Source organism: Leptospira vanthielii serovar Holland str. Waz Holland = ATCC 700522, assembly GCF_000332455.1.
Taxonomy (GTDB): Bacteria; Spirochaetota; Leptospiria; order Leptospirales; family Leptospiraceae; genus Leptospira_A; species Leptospira_A vanthielii.
In genome coordinates, this window is record NZ_AOGY02000070.1 from 33,301 (window position 1) to 51,936 (window position 18,636).

Consider the following 18,636-nt stretch of genomic DNA (forward strand, 5'->3'; position numbering starts at 1 on the left):
AGTCTGGTCTGTTAGCAGAAATTGCCTTAAATTAAATAATGAAAAAACTACTTTTATATATTCTCCTCCAATTTTTCTTTTGTAACTGCTCCCAAAGAAAAAACATTATAATAATTATTTCTGCAAATACGGAATGGGTTTCTGCAAAAAATATCCTTCAAATAAAGGCCGATACTCTTCAGTATTCTCCATACGGAGAATTTTTCTCAGTAGACAATTTTTTCTCTTTATCTAAACAAAATGTCATTTTTTTTCATGGAGGTTGGGGAAAAATTGATTCTGCTGCTTCTACGCAATGGGTAATATCTAATCTCAATCCTAAGTATATTATTAACATTGGAACTGCTGGTGGTTTTATTCCAGTTCAGATGAAAACGCAATTTTGCTGACCTAAATTAAGCTAATACTCCAAGCCGAAAATGGAGATTAGAGATGGAAAAACAAGTAAGAGAAAGACGTACGTTCAAAGCGGATGACAAGATAGGCATCATCCGAAAACACCTATTAAAATCAAAGTTGGTAGACACCTGTGATGAATATCGGATTCATCCAACCATGATGCAAAATTGGTTAAAAATAGTATTGGAAGCAGGACGCGAAGCATTGGCTGGGTCGAATCAAAAAGAATCCAATGAAAACAAGAAACTGATAGAAAAGTATGAAAAGGAACTGGAGAGGAAAAACAGAATCATAGCCGAACTCACAGGGGAGATCATCGACCTAAAAAAAGAAGCTGGGGAGCTCTGACAGGATTACATGTTTCGACTGCATTAAAGCATGAGATTGTAAATACCTTAGATCGGCTGAAAGAGGCGTCAGGTCTCCCCATCAAATACCTGTGTAGTAAAATAGATGTAAATCCAGGCAAGTTAACTGTTTGGAGAAAATGTAAAAACAAATCACCAAAGAAAGTAATTCCAAAATCGCATTGGATAACACCAGAGGAACGAAAGGCAGTTGAAGATTACAAACGAAATCATCCATTCAAAGGATATGTTCTTTTGGCATGGATGATGATTGATGAAAACATAGCATATATGTCTCCTTCTAGTGTATATCGCATTCTGGTGGACTGTGGTTTAAACCGCAGATGGCAAAAGCCCTTGGGAGATCAAGAAAACAGGTTTTGATCAACCTAAAGCTATTCATGAACACTGGCATATGGACATATCATATATCAATTTTAAAGGAGTTTTGTTTATTGTATCAGTGTTAGACGGTTTTCACGTGCAGTCCTTGCATGGTCAATCAGTACCGAATGGAGTCACTTGATACACAGTTAGTTTTATGGGACGCATGCGACAAATGGCTTGGAGGCGATAAGTCTAGCGGTTCGTCTTATAACTGACAATGGATCTCAATTCTTGACTAAGGAATTCAAACAAATTTTGAAAGAATTTTCTATCCATAATGTTCGGACTTCTGTAAATCATCCTCAGTCCAACGGGAAACTAGAAAGATTTCATGGAACCATTAAGACTGAGTTAATCCGTGAAATACCAATGTATTCACTCGAACAAATTAGAGAAGAAGTTGGTAAATGGATTGAAGAATACAATTCGCTAAGACTTCATTCTGCAATCGGTTACGTAACACCTATGGATGTGTTTTATGGTCGCAAGGAAAAGATTTTAGCAGAAAGAAAAGAAAAACTACTTGAAGCAAAATTGAAGAGAAAACAATACTCGGTAAAGGCTAATATAAGGCTTGTTGCTTAGCTTAATTTTGAATCCCAAAATTCTGTTTTTCACTGAACTAAGACAGTTTTGACAAAAGGGTTAAACTATTTGATGTTGTTTTGGCAAAAACCACTTTTGTTTATGATATCATTGAAAAAATCGATAACGCTCAATCTGCCATTGATAATTATAAAACCGAAATTCAAATCGACCCTTCTATTAAATTTCCTAAGGATATCGTTCTGTCGAATATCATCTCTGCAGATCAAGATTTAGATCCTTCCAAAATTAATAAGCTTTCTAAATCATATAATGCTTCAGCTGCCGATTGGGAGTCAGCTTCTATTGCAAGGATCTGTCACAAAAACAATATCCAAGTAATTATTTTGAGAGGCATCTCAGATATTGTTACTTCAAACGGAAGTATCGTTTATAAGAATCAAAAATTATTTGAAAAGAATTCAAATATTATTATGAAAAAAACATTGGAAATCACCAAAAATCTGTTTTAGAATAAATTTTACCGAATGAATTTGATAATAATTCACTAAAGGAATAATTATGAAAAAAATAATTGCAGCAATCAATATGACCCTTAATGGAAATTGCGACCATAATGCCGGAATTCCTGATGAAGAAATACATTATCATTATGCTGACTTACTCAATACTGCTGAAGTTATACTATACGGAAGAATTACATACCAACTTATGCAATTTTGGCAATCGCTTCTAAAAAATCCTTCAGGTGAAAAATCAATGGATGATTTTGCTTTAGCTATAGACAAAATACAAAAAATTGTTTTTTCGAATACATTGAAAGAGACGGGGTGGGATAGTGCGAAACTTTCGACTAAACCATTAGAAGAAATAATTTTAGAACTAAAAAAACAATCGGGCAAAGATATTTTTGTAGGCAGTCGGAGTTTAATTATTCAGTTAATAAAGCTTAATTTGATTGATGAACTTCAGCTTTGTATTCACCCAGTTATTGCAGAAAGCGGTTTGCAATTATTTGAGAACTTAAACATTAAAACAGACCTTAAGCTTATTAAAACAAAAGTTTTTAAAAATGGAGCAATCATTCTTTACTATAAGCCGACAGTTGAAAGCATAACGATCGATTAGAAACTTCGAATGCAAAACTTGCACTTCCGGCTTCGCTTCCGGACTTTCTTACTTGGAAAGTATGCTTATAAGTTCCCCATCGCCGTCTAATACAATACCAATATGGAACCAAATGTTTTCGACCAAATTGCCAATAAATACGATACAGCCGAACGGAAAGAATTAGCCCAAGTCATAACTAGTGCAATCCAAAACGAATGTAAGGACAGCCAATCAAAAACCTTATTTGATTACGGTTGTGGCACCGGACTTGTAGGTTTTAGTTTGGTATCCTTAGTCGGTCGGATTGTCTTTATCGATTCCTCTGAACCAATGTTGGATCTTGTCAGAGAGAAAATCAAAAAAACAAATATTACCAATGCAGAAGTGATCCATTCCAACTTCCTGCAAAATACAAAAAATAAAAAAGCTGATCTTATACTTGTTTCTCTTGTCCTTCTGCACATCCCTGATACAAAAAGAATTCTAAACTATTTTTATGAAATCTTAAACCCTAACGGAAAGTTAATGATTGTAGATTTTGATAAAAACGAAAGGATAAACCACCCCAAAGTCCACAATGGATTTACAAATACTGAAATTAGATCCTTATTAACCGAAGTTGGGTTCAAAAATATAGAGATAAGAACCTTCCACCATGGTAAAAATATTTTTATGAATGAAGATGCTTCACTGTTTTTAGCAACAGGAGAAAAATAAATTTAGTTTCTAAACTGAATTTGTTCTTTGACTATATAATCTAAAACAATCGAATTCCCAATCGATTCAAAACCAACTGATACAGATAAAACAAAACAATCGTAAAAACAATGTTACTTAAGATAGCAACCCAGAAACCATAATTCGCATTCAGTTTTGGAAACAACAAAAACATAGGTAAGGTCGGAATTACAAACCAAAACGTATAATAGGCATGGTTGGAGATTTTTTCTGCACTCGCATTTTCAAATTTTAACCAGAACAAAGTGAGGATGGTGACCAAAGGAAGAGAAGCAATGAGACTTCCCATACGATCATTCCTTCTTGCGATTTCCGATATGATGACAATAAGTGCTGCCGTGACTAAATATTTTATAATGAGATATAACATAATTGAATTAATATTTTTGGTTTTGTTCCTAAATTATTTATCTATTTCTAAATTTACTACTTTGGAGAATTCTTTTGATTCGATTTTGTTTCTTTTAAATTTTTCTCATAAAGTGCAATCCAATTCTTGGGACTTATTTTTTTGGCTAACTCTCCAATCAAATTCCAGGGAATCTCCTCTTTCTTTTTAAAACGAATACAACTTTTCCCCATATCCAGTTTGGTTTTACAGTGTTTTGGATATTCTGTTTGGAACCACTTGAGTAATTTTAGATCGGCATAAATTCCCATATGATAGAGGGCAAGTCCATTCTTCTGGTAACGATTGGATATATTCTTCGATGGTATTTGCCATGGTAAGTGAGTTTACCAGGTTTCCGAAGGGAAGCAGTAGAAAAATTTTACTAAGTCCTGATTTTGTTGATAAAAATAGATTCCAAGTTCCAACTCATGCGCCAGCGATTGCAGTGGAAATCCGAAGGATTGGAACGAAAAGCGCGGTCGGTACAGACAAAAATTTACATTCGCATAACAAGTCCGAGGCGCCCAAACGTTTAAGCCAATCAATCTCTATTACTTACAAAACCTAATTGGGTATAAAAAAACCCACCAAAGGGGTGGGTTTTCATTTAGAGAAAAATCTCTTGTTTAAAAGTGTACTTTCTTATTTAGAAACAACTTGGAAAGTCACTCGACGGTTGATCGCATCTTTTTCATCAAAACCAGAAATTGGTTTTGCGGATCCAGAAGCTTTCGTAACGATTCTGTCAGCAGGGATACCTTGTTTTACAAGAGCATCTTTGACTGCGTCAGAACGAATTTGTGAGTAGTATCCGTTTCCTTTTTTAGCACCTTCTGCTTCTTCTGGTCCGGAAGCATCTGCGTGACCAGTCACTTCAAGTGCATAACCTTCAGGAAGTTTTGCAAGAGCATCTTTGATGTAAGAAACATTGTCTTTTGCCCAAGTTTTGAAATCTTCTGCTTGGATGTCCGCTTGTTTGTAGCTGAAACCTCTGCGACGAACACCGTCTGGATAACGGTAGTCTTTGAGTGCTACATTGATTTCGTCCAAAAGAGCTGCATTGAGATCTCTGGAAGAAACAGTGGGTGTTGTTCCTGTTGTGGAAGTTGTTTCTTTTGGTGTCTCTTTTTCTTCAGAAGACGAACAATTCGTTAATGAAAGCGAAAGACCTGCGAGGAGGATGAGGCTTAAAAAAAATCCTTTTTTCATCAGTTGACCTACCTTAATGTTTCCATAGTTTAGTTCTTTTCATTAGATAACAACCGAAAATGCAAATATTTCTAACCGTTTCCGAAGATTATGACCAAAGTCGCCTGGATGTCTTTCTAAAAGACAATGCCGGAGACGATCTCAGCCGTTCTACCGTTCAAAAGTGGATTGATTCTGGATTTGTGACAAACAAAACCAAAGAACAACTCGCCTCTAAAAACGGGTATAAGGTGACTCTTGGTGAAGAGTATGTCGTGGATGTGATTGCAAGACCCCCTTCCCGGCTCGAACCCATCCCTATGGACATTCCTGTCCTCTATGACGAAGAAGAATTTATGGTTATCCATAAAAAAGCAGGGATTGCTTGTCACAGTGGACCGGGCGATGACCAACCTTCACTCGTTAATGGACTGTTACACCAGTTCCAAAACCTATCAGCCACAGGTGGTGAACGTCGTCCAGGAATTGTGCACCGGTTAGACAAACCCACAGAAGGGGTTCTTATCATTGCTAAAACCGATCGCGCGCATGCGGCTCTTTCGAAACTTTTCCAAGACCGGTTGGTTGATAAAACTTATTATGCTTGGGTCCTCCAAGCCCCGGTGGAAGGAGAAGGAACTGTCAACTTACCGATTGGTCGCCATCCCGTAGAACGAGTGAAGATGTGTGTGCGGGAAGATGGACGAATGGCCATCACTCATTACAAAACCGAAAAAATTGTGCAAACACAAACGGGTCGTAAATTTAGTCTGATGAAACTTGGACTAGAAACGGGTCGTACCCACCAAATCCGTGTTCATATGGCGAAGTTGGGTTGCCCTGTTGTGGGGGACAGTTTGTACTCTCGGTCCGCAAAAGATTATACTCAATATGGACTCCTTCTTTTTGCCAAACGACTAGAGTTTCCTCATCCCTTCATTGCCGACAAACGGATCTTAGTGGAGTTGGATTTTCCTGAGAGATTCAAAACCTTCGAACGAAAATGTCCTAGTTACTAATCTAATTCAATTTTGTAATGAAATTCCGAAACATAAAACCAATCCTAATCCTTTTGGTTCTTTTTGGCACCTTTCATTTGTTTTATGATGCCACTTATGAAAACCATTTGGGTGTGGGAACGGATAGTGATGTTTTGTATCCCTATCTTTTTGCCAAAGATTTTTGGATGGGAGGATGGGCGGGGATTCGAGGTTGGAATCTTCCCCCCTGTTCCTATTTATTTCCAGAAATTGGACTTGCGATCCTGTTTTATCCTATTTTGAAATCAGTGTATTCCTTTCATTGGGCCTTTGGATTTTTATCTTTTGTGATGCCTTATTATTTGGCCAAGGCCTTAGGGATCAAAAACACCAAATCGTATTTGTTTTCTTTGGGATTTTTGGCTCTCGCAGGAATTTGGCCGAACGACTTCGGACAGTTTTTTTTACCCGCCTTCCACGCAATGATCTTTTTCTTTGCAGCCTACACTCTCTATGCCATCCACCGCTGGGATCCGCAAAATCGAAGCCAAGGTTTAAAGTTTTTGTTTGTGATTTCTCTCATTTGGATTTCTGAGTATTGGTTCTTTGTAAACATTGCCCCCTTCCTCTTGGTATATGCAGTAATTCGTTTAGGTAAGAAGTCCATCTATCCCATTGGTTTAGTTCTTTTGGGTTTTGGTTTGGGAAAGGTTTGGCAACTGGGTTTACGCCATTTAGGGATCGGAATCATAACCTCCAAAGACTTGCCCACAGTGGAACGAATCCACTCAGCCACAATTTGGATTTTGAAAGATCCAAGTTCTTGGATTTCTGCACTTGTGGAATCAATCACCAAACACCCCGTATTCGCTGATTGGTTTTATTGGTATTTTGTTCTATTCGGTATTTACGTTCTAATTTTGTTTCTTCGTTTCGAATGGAAAAAAGGATTCATAGATTTTGTCTTTCTTTTATCTCCCATTCTAACCGTGGTGGCTCTTTTTATTTTTCAAATAGAACTTAACTTTCGTTATTTATATTTTTTGCCATTCTGTGTTTTTTATCTTATCTTCAGGTTGGTGGCAATGATTCCGTTCATTCGATCTGTCACCGCCTTAGTTTTGTTTATTGGGCTTGTATTCTTTTATAATGAAAGATATCCCTTTTTGGCAAATGCAATCAAGGAAGGCGAAACCAAACGGACTCATAAATTAGAATGTCTTTCCAAGTTTGATGAAAAAATTCCTGGTGCTGCGACCTATTGGCCGATCAAATACATCTATGTTTTTTCCGATAGAGATTGGACTTTGGTTCCCTTCACAAAAGAAGCCGTGTATTATCCCTGGATCTCTAACAAAACTTGGGACAAAGGACTGGGAGAGAAATCTTTTGAAAACTTTTCTTGGGGAATCACAGAATCCAAAGAAAATCTAAGTCTCTGGAAGGGAGTTCATTTTGCGGGTGAATGTGAAGGTTGGTATTTTTACCGACGGTAGTCTCAAGCTTTGTAAACCAAAGTTTAGGATTTGGATTGATTCCTTTTTTATTTTTAAGACTTTAGGACACGTATGATAGAAATTCTCTCCGACCCATCGGTATGGCTTGCCCTGTTTACCTTAACTGCTTTGGAAATTGTCCTAGGCATTGACAACATTATCTTTATCTCCATCTTATCTTCTCGGCTGCCCAAAACCAAACAAAAGTCTGCGCGCCAAATTGGACTGATGTTAGCCATGTTTACTCGTATCCTTTTATTATTTTCCCTTTCTTTGATTATGAAACTCACAGCTCCCATTTTTACGATCCTAAACCATTCCATCAGTGGCCGTGATATCATACTGATTTTGGGAGGACTTTTTCTCATCGCAAAGTCAACCACAGAGATCCATCACAAATTGGAAGGAGAATCTGAGTTAGGTGAAGACACCGGCAAAAGAGTTTCCTTTACCAAAATTATCATCCAGATTATGATTTTGGACATTGTATTCTCTTTGGATTCGGTCATTACAGCAGTGGGTATGACTGACCAATTAGGTGTGATGATTACAGCCGTCGTTTTGTCTGTAGGATTTATGTTGTTATCCAGTGGGAGTATTTCCGACTTCGTAGACAAACACCCAACCATTAAAATTTTAGCACTTAGTTTTTTAATTTTGATTGGTGTGGCACTTCTTGGAGAAGGATTAGAATTACACATACCAAAAGGATACATTTACTTTGCGATGTGTTTTTCTGTGATGGTTGAATTCTTAAATATGAAACTCCGTTCCAATCCAGAAAAAAGGCATTAAAGGAGAATTCTAATGAAACGAAAAGAATTTATCAAACGATCTGCTTTGTTGTATACTGTACTCCAACTTCCCTTATTCAGCGAATCCGTATCGGAAGAAGAAACAATTCCCCAAACAACCGTTACAGAATCTCCTTGGTTAGAAGCCGATGATCTTTCTGACTTCCGTGTCTTACTTATCCAATTACAATCTGACCCGAGGGAATTTAAACTTTCAGGTAACTGGAGTCCAGGTAAGGTATTTGCCCACTGTGCGCAAAGTATAGAGTATTCATTGAAAGGGTATCCAGAAATAAAGTCCTCTCTCTTTCGAGGTTCTGTTGGCAAAGTTGCCTTTTCCATTTTTGCATTCAAAAACAAAATGAATCACGGACTGGAAGAACCCATTCCTGGTGCTGAAGACATTGCGAATGTTACCGAATTAAAAGTGGGAATTAAAAGACTGATCCAAGCCATCGATGATTTTTCTAAAGCAAAAGAGTCTTCTCTAAGACCTCATTTTGCTTATGGTGATCTCACCAAAGAAGAATACGAAGTAGCACATAGTCTTCATATCAAAAATCACATGGAACGAGTGTTAACTTAAAATAGATTCTATTTGTTGGCAGAGGTCTTCTGCCTTATACATTTTTGAAAAATAAGCAGAAACGATAGTTTCTAGTCCTTCTTCTTCCAAAAATTTATCACCTCCGGAAAGAGGCGCATCCGAACTAATCAGGATGATTGGAATTTTTTGGTCTTGGTGACGACGACCTTCCCATTCATGGATCAAAGAAATCCCATTCATTCCGGGCATCTGTAAATCGGTAATAATCAGCGATGGTGTAATTCTGGATAGATGGGACAGTGCTTCTTCCCCGTTTCCGGCTTCAATCACAATCCACTGATTTCTTCGCATAACTTCAGCAAGGTCCGATCTAAAGTTACCAGAATCATCCACAAGGAGTACGGACTTAGTACTCTTCGATAGAGAAATTTCAAAGGAAGAACCAACCCCAAGCACAGATTTGATTCGCAACTTTCCAAAATGAGCTTCGAGGATATTTGTACAGAGTTGTAAACCAAGCCCCGTTCCTCTTTCTCCAGCTGTTCCCGGCATACTTTTGATATTTTCTTCCCCGGTTAATTTATGAATTTGTTCTTCGCTCATTCCTAAACCACGGTCGCGAATTTCCACTGAAAGCCATTTTCCTTTGTAAGAAACACCTATCCATACCTCAGAATTGAGATAAGAATATTTGATTGAGTTAGTTAAAATATTTTTAAACACTTCTCCAATCAAAGTTCGGTCGGCAATGATTTCCGCTTGGATGGATGTATCCTTTTGGATTCGAATTCCTTTGAGTGTCGCAAGTGGTTCTACTGATTCTATGATTTCGTTCAGTAGTTCGTTAACTGAAAAGCGAGTTTGAATGAGTTTTGCACCAAAAGCATCAAATCGACTCACATCAAGTAACTGCTCTAACATTCGTAAGGATTGGGTAACACCTGTTTTACAAATTTCTAAAAACTTCTTTTTTTCTTCCTCGGTCGTTTCACTAAAACTAAAATCGATAACATCTAAAATTTGATTCACACTGTTTAGCGGCGAACGTAAGTCATGCGAAATAAGAGATACAAAGTTTGCCTTCCAACGGTTGGCATTTTCTAATTCCAATGTACGCGCTTTGACTTTTTTTTCTAGTGCTTCTTTTCTTTTGTACAATTCCTTTGATAAAGATTCGGACCGTTTGTAAACACGAACAAGTCCTAAAGTAACACCTAAAGTCTGCGGAAAAATAAATAAATATAAAGATACAAGACCCAAAGGCCTATATCCAAAAGTTGGATTGGCAATCAAAAACAAATCAATCGCCCCACCGATAATTGCCAAAAGCAAACTGAAAAAATACAACCTACTTTCCTTTCTTTGAAAGTATAATGCAAGTGATACAGAAAGGAGCCCCAAAAATACAAATGCACCTGAAAGAATCTCAAAATAAAAAGATATATCCGCAAGATGAGAGACTGGTGTCAAAATAGCGACAAGTAGAAATGTAAGTGCATATAGTTTTAAAAAAATTAACATACGTTTGAAGAAACGTAGTTGAGTCATATTGAGAAGAATATAAGCACCAAAATACATTACCAATACAAATCCGATTCGAGAGAGTCGAAACAAGGTAACACAATATTCATCTGAAAATAAATTGTATAGAATTCTTGTTTCGATGAGAGTAGAAGTTAAAATTAAAATTCCTAAATAGACGAATGCCATTCGCAGTGCATTTCGTTCCGACCGATTGATAAAATAAACTAACGCATGATAGATGGAAAGTAGTAACATAAAGATCATGAGGATCCAAGAAACTGCAAAATTTACGTTCCAAACATTGATGATGTTTTGTAACTTTCCGAATCGAATGATTCCTTGGATACCAGCATACTTATGTGAGAAGTTAGATATATGGATGACCAAATCTAACTTTTGGGAAACAGTTTTGAGAGGGATGATTTTTACATGAAAAGAGGGCCGATAGTTCTTTTCTGTTTTTGAGATGACTCCATTTTCAGCAACCAACTCACCATTCACATACATTTTATAGGCACTATGGAGTACAGGGACAAAAAGAGCAAAAGTCTGGTTCTCCACAGGTGGATCTGGCAAAAGAATTGTTAGGCGGTAGGAAGCAAATCCAAAACTTGGATAAACTTCTCCATCTTCATTTTCCTGAGAAAACCAAGGTACACCCACTTTTAGATAAGATTTGTTTTCGGGAGATTCTGCTTTGGGATCTAAAAATTCATTCCAATAAAATTCCCATTTCCCAGTGAAGTTTATGGTTTCCCCTGAAAAGTCAGCCGTCCTCGCATCAAGAACACCATCTTTTGCCAGTAAGGTTGGATAGGCATCAAACCGGCAGGAGGTGGTGCCAAGAAGGATTAAGATCAAAATTAAGGGATAACTACAAAAAATAAGTAAGCCTGAAAAAGATTTTTGGATGGATGTGAAGAATACTCTGAGAATCATAAGGCTGTGGAATCCGTTAAAATTGCCATCTTAGAAGATCATTCCGTTGTCACTGAAGGAATCATATCTATCCTGAAATCCAATCCTTTCTTTTCTCTTGCCGGAGAATTTCGAACGGCTGCCGATTTGTTTCATTTTTTAGAATCTAGTCCCATTGATCTTTTGGTTTTGGACATCGACTTACCAGATCGTAATGGTATCGATGTTTTGCGTGAGATTAAAGAAAAACACCAACCAACAAAAGTCATTATCTTTTCTTTGCATGGCAGTCGAGTTTATGTGGAAGATGCTCTGAAAGCTAAGGCCGATGGGTATATGTTAAAGTCAGATCCTATCTCCAAACTTCCAGAAGTCATTGAACTTGTGATGAAAGGTGGGTCTTTTGTTTCAGAAGGTGTGAGCAAAGTACAACTTCCTTTCTCGGCTTTCCAAATGGAGATTCTAAACTTACTCGTGCAGGGACTTTCTCAAAACGAAGTGGCGGACAGGATCCAAAAGTCGAGAAAAACAGTGGAATACCACCTCAATCAAATGAGGACCAAATTCTCTTGCAAAAATAACAACGAACTCATTTCCAAATACGAAAAAGAAATACAAAAATAGTCATTTCGTGATTTCCCATCCCTTTGTTTCGACTAAACTAATCGTATGAAACAAATTTATTTACTGCGCCATGCCAAATCAGAATGGGATGAACCCTATGATTCTGATTTGGAACGGTCTCTCTCTCGTCGTGGGAAAGAACAATCCAAAGCCCTACGCGATTACTTAAAAGAAAGCCGTTTTGAATTTGACCAATGTTTGGTCTCACCTGCCGAGAGGACGCAAAAAACCTACGCTGCACTCCGCAAAGAAATCCTTCGTTTCCCAAAACCTGACTTGCGTGAGGCCATATATGACTCGGACAAAGAAGATCTCCTCTTTTTATTGCAGGGGCTTTCGCCAAGCATTCGTTCGGTCTGCCTTGTGGGCCACAATCCTGGGTTAGAAGATTTAGGAAGTTCCCTCCTCTTTGGGGAAACAGAGGTTTCCCGCTTTCAGAAATTTCCTACGGCCTCATTTCTCGGCTTGAGTTTTTCTGAGGAATCGTGGAAAAATCTTAGTTGGGGAAGTTGCCAATTGGCAGTATTCTGGATCCCTGGGCAAATAGGCAAAGAATGAAACCATTATATTCAGAAGAACGAATCCACCACCGCGTTGAAGAATTGGCACGAGAGATTTCTCGGGATTTTTTAAGCAAAGACTTAGTTGTGGTCGGGATCTTGAACGGAGGATTTATCTTCACAGCAGATCTTTGTCGTAGCATTGCCATCCCTCATGAAGTGGATTTTATGGCTGCCTCTTCCTATGGAGACACAACTACTTCTGGAAATTTAAAAATCACCAAAGAACTAAAAAAATCGATTCAAAACAAATCGGTTCTGCTTGTGGAAGATATCGTAGATACAGGAAAAACTTTGGAATATCTTTTAGAAGAAGTGGGGAAACAAAATCCCAAAGACTTAAAAGTGGCGGCACTCTTTTGGAAACAAAACAAAGCAAATCCCCATATACCTGTTCATTATCCAGGTTTCATTATCGAAGATGAATTTTTAGTAGGTTACGGTTTAGACTACAAAGGCCAGTATCGTAACTTGCCTTATGTGGCAAAACTGGAAGTGACGGACTGAAAGTTTAAAAAAACAGGTTACAAGTTTTTTTCCCCCAACGAATCGTATCAGCAAGTATCGAAGGTGGTCTTTGAATTTTCATTTAAGGATTTCCCGAAACAATGATCCTTAGAAGGAAAACACAGATCATCTTATTGGTCATAAAACCGTTACATTCCATTTCTTTCATAGTGTATTTTGCCTTAACGAATCCAAATCCAATTTCTTGTTGATAAATTATTTTTAAATTTAGGAATAGTTAAGCATTATATAATAAATAATAGATACAATCTTGTTCGATTTTATTTTAAAAAAAACCCATTCCAATGAAAACCCCATCCAAAATCCAAATTTTATTTTTACTGTTTCCTGTTTTTCTATCGATCTCTTGCAAACCGGAATCTCTGGCCAACCACTGTGATCCAAAATCAGATTCCTATCTGACCTCTTTATTATTCCAATCGGCGACAACTGCTGAGTCAAAATACTGTGGATATAATTTAGTCAACGTTCCTCCGTTTGAATATAAATTTTCGAGTTATCGGTTGTATTTAAACTTTCCCGTTTCCATCATACCCAAATATAAATCTAATTCTAGTTATTCGATCCAAGGTGTTTTGCCTGTGGGGCTCACTTTCGATACCTTCTCAGGAGAAATCAAAGGGACAACTTCTGCTGCCACTGAAAATGCGACTCTTACCATCACAAGAAGTAACCCTGGGTATGCAGTGTATACAATCACACTCCAAGTTGTGGATACAACTGCAACAATGGTCTATGGACAATTCGGTTCTTTTACTTGTAATTCCGCATATAACGTTGGATCCTGTGCCTCTGGATCACCTAACAATAAAAGTCTAAGTTCTCCCTATGGAGTGGTTTCTGATTCTTCAGGAGGAGTTTATATTTCAGGAATCCACCGAGTCCAATATTATCCACCAAACTCAACGGTATCGACACGAGTGTATGGACAATTTGGATACTATAATTGTGACTTACCGAATGTTGATTCCAGCGGTACCTGTTTTGGGAATACTGTTAGTGCGAATTCCTTACGTGATGTTCGAGGGTTAGGATTGGATCAAGAGGACGAATTGTATGCAGTTGATATGACAAACAATCGTGTTTTGCATTTTCCCCAAAACTCAAACTTACCGGCAACAGTTTATGGCCAACTGAGCTTTACTACTGCCACTGCAGGAGCTGCAAGTGCCACTACCTTAAGCACTCCCATTGCCGTGACTTCTGCTTCCGATGGAGGTGTGTATATTGCAGAATCTGCCTACCACCGCATCCTTTATTTTCCATCAGGTTCCACTACTGCTACCCGCGTTTATGGACAACCTAGTTTCACCTCTAGTACTTCTGGGCTTTCCAATATAAAACTGAGTAGTCCCAATGGAATGGTCCTGGATTCGGAAGGCGGTTTGTATGTGGCTGATAACGGCAATAGTCGTGTCCTTTATTTTCCTTCTGGATCCACAACTGCAACTCGAGTTTATGGCCAACCGGACTTTATCACGAACGCTGGGGGGCCTGGTGCGACAGGGCTTTCTGGTCCCACTGGGGTAGCTTTAGACCAAAGTGAAAACTTATATGTAGCTGATACGGGTAACAACCGTGTGGTGATGTATCCAAGGACTACACAAACGGAAGGGATAGCGGCTGTAGGTGTATTTGGTCAGTTTAATGATCTGAATTGTTCCGTGAACAATAATAGCGGAAGTTGTGCAGGTTCAGCCGTTGGTCCCAAAAGCCTCTACTCACCTACGGGAATTTTTTTCAACAAACTCGGCCAACTTTATGTAGCTGACCGATCGAATAACAGAGTGTTAGTTTACTAAGCGACACCAACGAAGAAGGATCCCTACCAGGATTTAAAAGGTAGCTAGCTCTTCGTAATATTAAATCAAATTACCGAAACTACTATTTCACCGGCTCCGCAGAAACTTCTACTTCGGGAAGAGAAGCTCTTAAATATCCCGATTGTAACACTGCCACCTGCCCTTGTTCGCTGGTAAGAAAAGTTACAAAGGCATCAATTTTATCACCTTGGTCAGTTTTATAAATCATAAAGAGTTCCCGAGCCAATCTGTATTTTCTATCATAAACATTTCTGACTGAAGGAGACACATAAGGATCTTTATTGGTTCTGGCATAATCGAGGGCTTTTAGTTTGTCTTTGTTTTCTACAAGTGCAGAGCCCATTCCCATATAACCAATGCTATTTGGATTTCCTTGGATGAATTTTGACATCTCAGCATTGTCTTTTACAATTTTTGCATCTGGTGAAAAAACATTGGTTTTGTATTGGTTAAACTCATTCAAACCCAAATCCTTTCGTTTGAGGATGTGATTTTGAAAGTAGTCTTGAGTTCCCGATTTATCATTACGAATCACAATTGCAATAGGAGCATCAACTCCTCCCACTTCCTTCCAGTTTTTAATTTTACCTGAGAAAACATCAGAAGTTTGGGCCAAGTTCAGTTTGGATACTGTGTTCTTGGTATTGACAACAAGAGCAACTCCATCGTAAGCCAATCTTACTTTTTCTAAGTTACCGGTTTTGCGAAGGTCATCAAATTCTGCCTGGTTTAAGTCGCGAGAAGAAACTGCCATATCAATTTCGCCTTTTCGTAACCTGTCAATTCCTGATTCAGATCCACCACCTTCGACTGTTACACGAACATTGGAATTTACCTTTTCGTATTCGGTTCCTAAGTATCGCATCATACTGTTCATGGTTTCAGAACCTGCCACTTTCAGGGTTTGTTTGTCCTTACAAGCGACAAAGTTGATTGTAATCAAAATGTAAAAAAGCAGAGAAAGGTTTTTCATGGTTATTCAGGTAAAGCCCAAAATCCATCCTTCGTCAATCGCAAAAACCGCTAGTTTTTTCCATTTCCCCTATCAGTTTTTCAAAAAAATCCCCGATCTTTGTTTTGTGATGACTCGCCACCGATTGTTAATACTTTGTTTTGTAACATTTCTTCCCCTTGTTGGTTCTACCCCAGTTCCCCCGGGAAAAACCACCTTCCAGTGGAAATGGAAAGAAAACCAGGTATTGGAATTAAATGAATACCATGATGTTTTTTTCCGGGTCGGCGCCAAAACTGTCGAAAGGGAAGACAAAAACCGAGTTGTGATGAAACCTAAAAAATGTTCATCTGACTCTTGTTTGGTGAACGCTTTTTTTGATACATACATTCGGTATGGAAAAACATCCGGCCCTTTTTGGAAGGACAAAGAGTTTGTCTCTGATTTTACACTTTTTCGCAATGGAAGGTATGAAGTTCCAAACGAATTCATAATGCCAAACCTTCGCAGTTTTCCCAGTTTTCCAGAGGAAGCGGTTTCTGTTTCCGATGTATGGAAACTACCGGCAGAAGAATCCTTTGATTTTAATGCAGAACGCATTCGTGTGAAAGTGGTTCCCGAATATACCTTCCAAGGCACAGCCCCTTGGTCCGAAGGAAATTATAAAGGAAATTGTGAAAAAATTACTTATACCTATCCCATTTTTTATAACAAACCAGAAAATGAAAAGATGGTACCAAATGTACCTTATAAAATCTTTGGGTTTGCTTCAGGTACTGTTTTTTTTAATGCAACAAAAGGTGTTCCCGAGTTCAAAGAAGTAAAACTATCTTATACCTTTATTTATCCGAATGGAACGGTGCAAGAAGCCAACTTCCATATCAAAGGAATTTATTTCTTTCGTAACCAAGTCAATGCCAAAGACAAAGAATCGATTCGTGAAGATATCCTCGAAGATTTAATTGTTGGTTATACAGGAAATCCAATTCGATCTAAGTTAGATGATCCAAAGAAAGATCCAATCCATGAAAAAGAATCGAACAAAGAAAATTTAGGACGAATCACTGATACGGGAGAAGTTCCTATCCCGGAAAAAAATTCTGTTCCTGAAAAACTTCCTATCTCCGTTCGCACTTCCGAGGATGGAATTGTATTTTCTTTGGATTCTATCCTTTTTGATTTTAATGATAGCAAACTCAAAACCGATGCCGAAACCGCAGTGGCAAAAATCGCTGAAATCCTAAAAAAATATCCTGACAGGGAAATTCGAGTTTCTGGTCATACGGATAATATTGGAAAAAAAGAATACAACAAAAAACTATCGGAAGAGAGAGCTAAAGCCGTATTGCACTCATTAGTTGATAATTACAAAATGGATGAAAAACACATATCCTTTAAAGGATATGGCGATGATGCGCCGATTGTTCCGAATGATAGTGAAGAAAACCGACACAAAAACCGTCGGGTGGAAATTACTTTAGTTTTGGATTAACAACTAACCGATTTGTAAATCCAAACCCACAGAATAGGGAGGAACAATCGGTTCACTTTCTTTTTTTCCACGTTCCAATAGGACTTCCATTTCTTTACGCATTTCAGTGAGGAGACTCTGGATGGCTTCTTTTTTGTTGGACTTATAGAGTTTATAATAAGGTGCCGCAGAAAAAGCTGGGGCCAAAACCACATGAGCTTTTCTTGCTCTAACTTCTGTTTTTCCAAAAACATGTTTTTCAAAACTGCAAATCCATTCCATCAAACGTTCCGCAGACGGCCATTGGATTAAGTTCTTTGGTTTGGTAATGATAAATGCATAAGCAGTATCCACCAATTGTTTGGCTCTGCGAATATTTTGGTCGCTCAAGTTTTTTGGAGTAGAGGAAAGGGGAGAACCTGCTTCCAAACTTTCCAAGGCCCTAAAGAGGAGCCTTAGTTTTTGAATGGCATTGTCGGATTCATGAAACTTCACATGGAGAATGGAAGCAGTCAAATTCAGAGCTGTGTGCCTTGCCCTTCCTAAACGATAATCGAAATCTTTGCCTTCCGTTTCTGATCTGGGAATACCCAATTCAAATTCGGTTTCTTCTAACATCACTCGACCAACAGTGAGAAATCTTCGCAGGAGTGTTCGTCCACCGGGATAAAGTTTGAGTTTACGTTCAATCCGAGAAAGAGAAGTTTCAATTTCAGCAAGGATCGAATCCCTTGATCCTGAAATTTTATATTTCACGAAACTGGGTTGAATCCATAACTCTGCATTAGGATCTTTTTCCAAAGCGGCTTCCAATCCCCAGAAAGACACTTGCGCCACTCCAGGCATAAACGATACTAAATTATCATTTTCTCCAGACACCATTCCTTCTGGATACATGACTAATTTGCCATCTTTTTCGGCTAATATCTGTTTTGCGGTTTTGATCGCATTGCGATTTAACCTTCCTGTGATCACAGAAAAAGCACCAACTCGTTTGATTACTTCACCCACCAAACCAAATCCCCAATTAAAAATACTACGAGAGGCCATAAAATGAAATCTTGTTCCAATTTTACTTGCTACATAATAAGCAATGATGGGTTCCAAATCACTCGGTTGGTTGGATAAATACAGGACCCTTTTGTTTTTGATTTCTTTTAAGCGAAGTTCGTCTTCTTTTGCGATCTCCACTCCATCGATATTGAAGAGAAGTTTGGAAAGAATGGGAAAACCGATATCCAATCCCAATGCAATGGGAAATTCAAACCGAGGAGAAATAAAAGGATCTTTCATACAATTATCTTGTTAGAGTA

General features: G+C 38.2%; 21 protein-coding genes. 15 read left to right on the forward strand and 6 right to left on the reverse strand.

The window, feature by feature from the left end:
- The first annotated feature begins 38 nt into the window (after positions 1-38).
- The 6 genes from LEP1GSC199_RS17225 to LEP1GSC199_RS17250 all read left to right on the forward strand — a co-directional run bounded on the left by LEP1GSC199_RS17225 (position 39) and on the right by LEP1GSC199_RS17250 (position 3,506).
- Positions 39-389: a phosphorylase family protein gene (locus LEP1GSC199_RS17225; RefSeq protein ID WP_002988707.1), complete on the forward strand. Its 351-nt coding sequence runs from the start codon at positions 39-41 to the stop codon at positions 387-389.
- Between the two features lie 43 nt (positions 390-432).
- Positions 433-747, forward strand: coding sequence for a hypothetical protein (locus LEP1GSC199_RS17230; RefSeq protein WP_002975869.1), 315 nt, complete (start codon positions 433-435; stop codon positions 745-747).
- Between the two features lie 641 nt (positions 748-1,388).
- On the forward strand, positions 1,389-1,718 hold the full coding sequence (locus LEP1GSC199_RS17235) for an integrase core domain-containing protein (RefSeq protein WP_157356648.1): 330 nt from the start codon (positions 1,389-1,391) through the stop codon (positions 1,716-1,718).
- Between the two features lie 80 nt (positions 1,719-1,798).
- Complete coding sequence (locus tag LEP1GSC199_RS17240; RefSeq protein WP_002988500.1) at positions 1,799-2,191, forward strand: phosphorylase family protein; 393 nt, start codon at positions 1,799-1,801, stop codon at positions 2,189-2,191.
- A gap of 49 nt (positions 2,192-2,240) precedes the next feature.
- Positions 2,241-2,807, forward strand: a complete 567-nt coding sequence (locus LEP1GSC199_RS17245; protein WP_002988717.1) for a dihydrofolate reductase family protein — start codon at positions 2,241-2,243, stop codon at positions 2,805-2,807.
- 102 nt (positions 2,808-2,909) lie between these two features.
- The gene (locus tag LEP1GSC199_RS17250; protein ID WP_002988722.1) at positions 2,910-3,506 is read left to right on the forward strand and encodes a class I SAM-dependent methyltransferase; all 597 of its coding nucleotides are present in this window, start codon (positions 2,910-2,912) and stop codon (positions 3,504-3,506) included.
- 40 nt (positions 3,507-3,546) lie between these two features.
- Here LEP1GSC199_RS17250 and LEP1GSC199_RS17255 read toward each other — a convergent pair whose 3' ends face one another.
- The 3 genes from LEP1GSC199_RS17255 to loa22 form a co-directional block, all read right to left on the reverse strand.
- Positions 3,547-3,897 carry a DUF3147 family protein gene (locus tag LEP1GSC199_RS17255; RefSeq protein WP_039927272.1) on the reverse strand — a complete coding sequence of 117 codons (351 nt, stop codon included), beginning with the start codon at positions 3,895-3,897 and terminating at the stop codon, positions 3,547-3,549.
- Positions 3,898-3,953: 56 nt separating this feature from the next.
- Positions 3,954-4,244, reverse strand: coding sequence for a DUF1801 domain-containing protein (locus tag LEP1GSC199_RS17260; protein WP_332307944.1), 291 nt, complete (start codon positions 4,242-4,244; stop codon positions 3,954-3,956).
- 316 nt (positions 4,245-4,560) lie between these two features.
- On the reverse strand, positions 4,561-5,130 hold the full coding sequence (gene loa22 / locus LEP1GSC199_RS17270; RefSeq protein ID WP_198288798.1) for an OmpA family outer membrane lipoprotein Loa22: 570 nt from the start codon (positions 5,128-5,130) through the stop codon (positions 4,561-4,563).
- A gap of 56 nt (positions 5,131-5,186) precedes the next feature.
- Between loa22 and LEP1GSC199_RS17275 the strand changes: the two genes are divergently transcribed.
- The 4 genes from LEP1GSC199_RS17275 to LEP1GSC199_RS17290 all read left to right on the forward strand — a co-directional run bounded on the left by LEP1GSC199_RS17275 (position 5,187) and on the right by LEP1GSC199_RS17290 (position 8,962).
- On the forward strand, positions 5,187-6,125 hold the full coding sequence (locus tag LEP1GSC199_RS17275; RefSeq protein ID WP_002988651.1) for an RluA family pseudouridine synthase: 939 nt from the start codon (positions 5,187-5,189) through the stop codon (positions 6,123-6,125).
- Positions 6,126-6,142: 17 nt separating this feature from the next.
- Positions 6,143-7,582, forward strand: a complete 1,440-nt coding sequence (locus LEP1GSC199_RS17280) for a hypothetical protein (protein ID WP_002988548.1) — start codon at positions 6,143-6,145, stop codon at positions 7,580-7,582.
- A gap of 75 nt (positions 7,583-7,657) precedes the next feature.
- Positions 7,658-8,377, forward strand: coding sequence for a TerC family protein (locus LEP1GSC199_RS17285; protein ID WP_198288799.1), 720 nt, complete (start codon positions 7,658-7,660; stop codon positions 8,375-8,377).
- A gap of 12 nt (positions 8,378-8,389) precedes the next feature.
- Positions 8,390-8,962 carry a DUF1569 domain-containing protein gene (locus LEP1GSC199_RS17290; RefSeq protein ID WP_002988468.1) on the forward strand — a complete coding sequence of 191 codons (573 nt, stop codon included), beginning with the start codon at positions 8,390-8,392 and terminating at the stop codon, positions 8,960-8,962.
- Here LEP1GSC199_RS17290 and LEP1GSC199_RS17295 read toward each other — a convergent pair.
- Positions 8,954-11,386, reverse strand: coding sequence for a hybrid sensor histidine kinase/response regulator (locus LEP1GSC199_RS17295; protein WP_002988465.1), 2,433 nt, complete (start codon positions 11,384-11,386; stop codon positions 8,954-8,956). The two genes, LEP1GSC199_RS17290 and LEP1GSC199_RS17295, sit on opposite strands and share 9 nt — an antisense overlap.
- 6 nt (positions 11,387-11,392) lie before the next feature.
- Here LEP1GSC199_RS17295 and LEP1GSC199_RS17300 point away from each other — a divergent pair, with 6 nt between their 5' ends.
- From LEP1GSC199_RS17300 to LEP1GSC199_RS17315, 4 genes are all read left to right on the forward strand, one after another.
- On the forward strand, positions 11,393-11,989 hold the full coding sequence (locus LEP1GSC199_RS17300) for a response regulator transcription factor (RefSeq protein ID WP_039927304.1): 597 nt from the start codon (positions 11,393-11,395) through the stop codon (positions 11,987-11,989).
- A 45-nt stretch (positions 11,990-12,034) separates the two neighbouring features.
- Entirely contained in the window at positions 12,035-12,547 is a 513-nt protein-coding gene (locus tag LEP1GSC199_RS17305) for a SixA phosphatase family protein (RefSeq protein WP_002988525.1), read from the forward strand.
- Positions 12,544-13,056, forward strand: a complete 513-nt coding sequence (gene hpt, locus LEP1GSC199_RS17310) for a hypoxanthine phosphoribosyltransferase (protein WP_002988709.1) — start codon at positions 12,544-12,546, stop codon at positions 13,054-13,056. The genes LEP1GSC199_RS17305 and hpt overlap by 4 nt, the downstream gene beginning before the upstream one ends.
- Before the next feature lie 305 nt (positions 13,057-13,361).
- Entirely contained in the window at positions 13,362-14,879 is a 1,518-nt protein-coding gene (locus tag LEP1GSC199_RS17315; protein WP_002988671.1) for an NHL repeat-containing protein, read from the forward strand.
- Between the two features lie 82 nt (positions 14,880-14,961).
- On the opposite strand, the gene LEP1GSC199_RS17320 is transcribed toward LEP1GSC199_RS17315, so the two are convergent.
- On the reverse strand, positions 14,962-15,873 hold the full coding sequence (locus LEP1GSC199_RS17320) for a phosphate ABC transporter substrate-binding protein (RefSeq protein WP_002988376.1): 912 nt from the start codon (positions 15,871-15,873) through the stop codon (positions 14,962-14,964).
- Here LEP1GSC199_RS17320 and LEP1GSC199_RS17325 point away from each other — a divergent pair.
- A complete protein-coding gene (locus LEP1GSC199_RS17325; RefSeq protein WP_002988423.1) occupies positions 15,872-17,344 on the forward strand; it encodes an OmpA family protein in 1,473 nt (490 codons plus the stop codon). The two genes, LEP1GSC199_RS17320 and LEP1GSC199_RS17325, sit on opposite strands and share 2 nt — an antisense overlap.
- Positions 17,345-17,347: 3 nt before the next feature.
- Here the strand turns inward: LEP1GSC199_RS17325 and LEP1GSC199_RS17330 are convergent, their stop codons facing one another.
- Positions 17,348-18,616 carry a lysophospholipid acyltransferase family protein gene (locus LEP1GSC199_RS17330; RefSeq protein ID WP_002988570.1) on the reverse strand — a complete coding sequence of 423 codons (1,269 nt, stop codon included), beginning with the start codon at positions 18,614-18,616 and terminating at the stop codon, positions 17,348-17,350.
- Between the last annotated feature and the right edge of the window lie 20 nt (positions 18,617-18,636).

Coding starts and splice junctions, on each gene's coding strand:
- LEP1GSC199_RS17230 (WP_002975869.1), top strand. CDS start 433: ATGGAAAAACAAGTAAGAGAAAGACGTACGTTCAAAGCGGATGACAAG.
- LEP1GSC199_RS17290 (WP_002988468.1), top strand. CDS start 8,390: ATGAAACGAAAAGAATTTATCAAACGATCTGCTTTGTTGTATACTGTA.
- LEP1GSC199_RS17295 (WP_002988465.1), bottom strand. CDS start 11,386: ATGATTCTCAGAGTATTCTTCACATCCATCCAAAAATCTTTTTCAGGC.
- LEP1GSC199_RS17255 (WP_039927272.1), bottom strand. CDS start 3,897: ATGTTATATCTCATTATAAAATATTTAGTCACGGCAGCACTTATTGTC.
- LEP1GSC199_RS17275 (WP_002988651.1), top strand. CDS start 5,187: ATGCAAATATTTCTAACCGTTTCCGAAGATTATGACCAAAGTCGCCTG.
- hpt (WP_002988709.1), top strand. CDS start 12,544: ATGAAACCATTATATTCAGAAGAACGAATCCACCACCGCGTTGAAGAA.
- LEP1GSC199_RS17280 (WP_002988548.1), top strand. CDS start 6,143: ATGAAATTCCGAAACATAAAACCAATCCTAATCCTTTTGGTTCTTTTT.
- LEP1GSC199_RS17320 (WP_002988376.1), bottom strand. CDS start 15,873: ATGAAAAACCTTTCTCTGCTTTTTTACATTTTGATTACAATCAACTTT.
- LEP1GSC199_RS17325 (WP_002988423.1), top strand. CDS start 15,872: ATGGTTATTCAGGTAAAGCCCAAAATCCATCCTTCGTCAATCGCAAAA.
- LEP1GSC199_RS17330 (WP_002988570.1), bottom strand. CDS start 18,616: ATGAAAGATCCTTTTATTTCTCCTCGGTTTGAATTTCCCATTGCATTG.
- LEP1GSC199_RS17225 (WP_002988707.1), top strand. CDS start 39: ATGAAAAAACTACTTTTATATATTCTCCTCCAATTTTTCTTTTGTAAC.
- LEP1GSC199_RS17315 (WP_002988671.1), top strand. CDS start 13,362: ATGAAAACCCCATCCAAAATCCAAATTTTATTTTTACTGTTTCCTGTT.
- LEP1GSC199_RS17250 (WP_002988722.1), top strand. CDS start 2,910: ATGGAACCAAATGTTTTCGACCAAATTGCCAATAAATACGATACAGCC.
- LEP1GSC199_RS17245 (WP_002988717.1), top strand. CDS start 2,241: ATGAAAAAAATAATTGCAGCAATCAATATGACCCTTAATGGAAATTGC.
- LEP1GSC199_RS17305 (WP_002988525.1), top strand. CDS start 12,035: ATGAAACAAATTTATTTACTGCGCCATGCCAAATCAGAATGGGATGAA.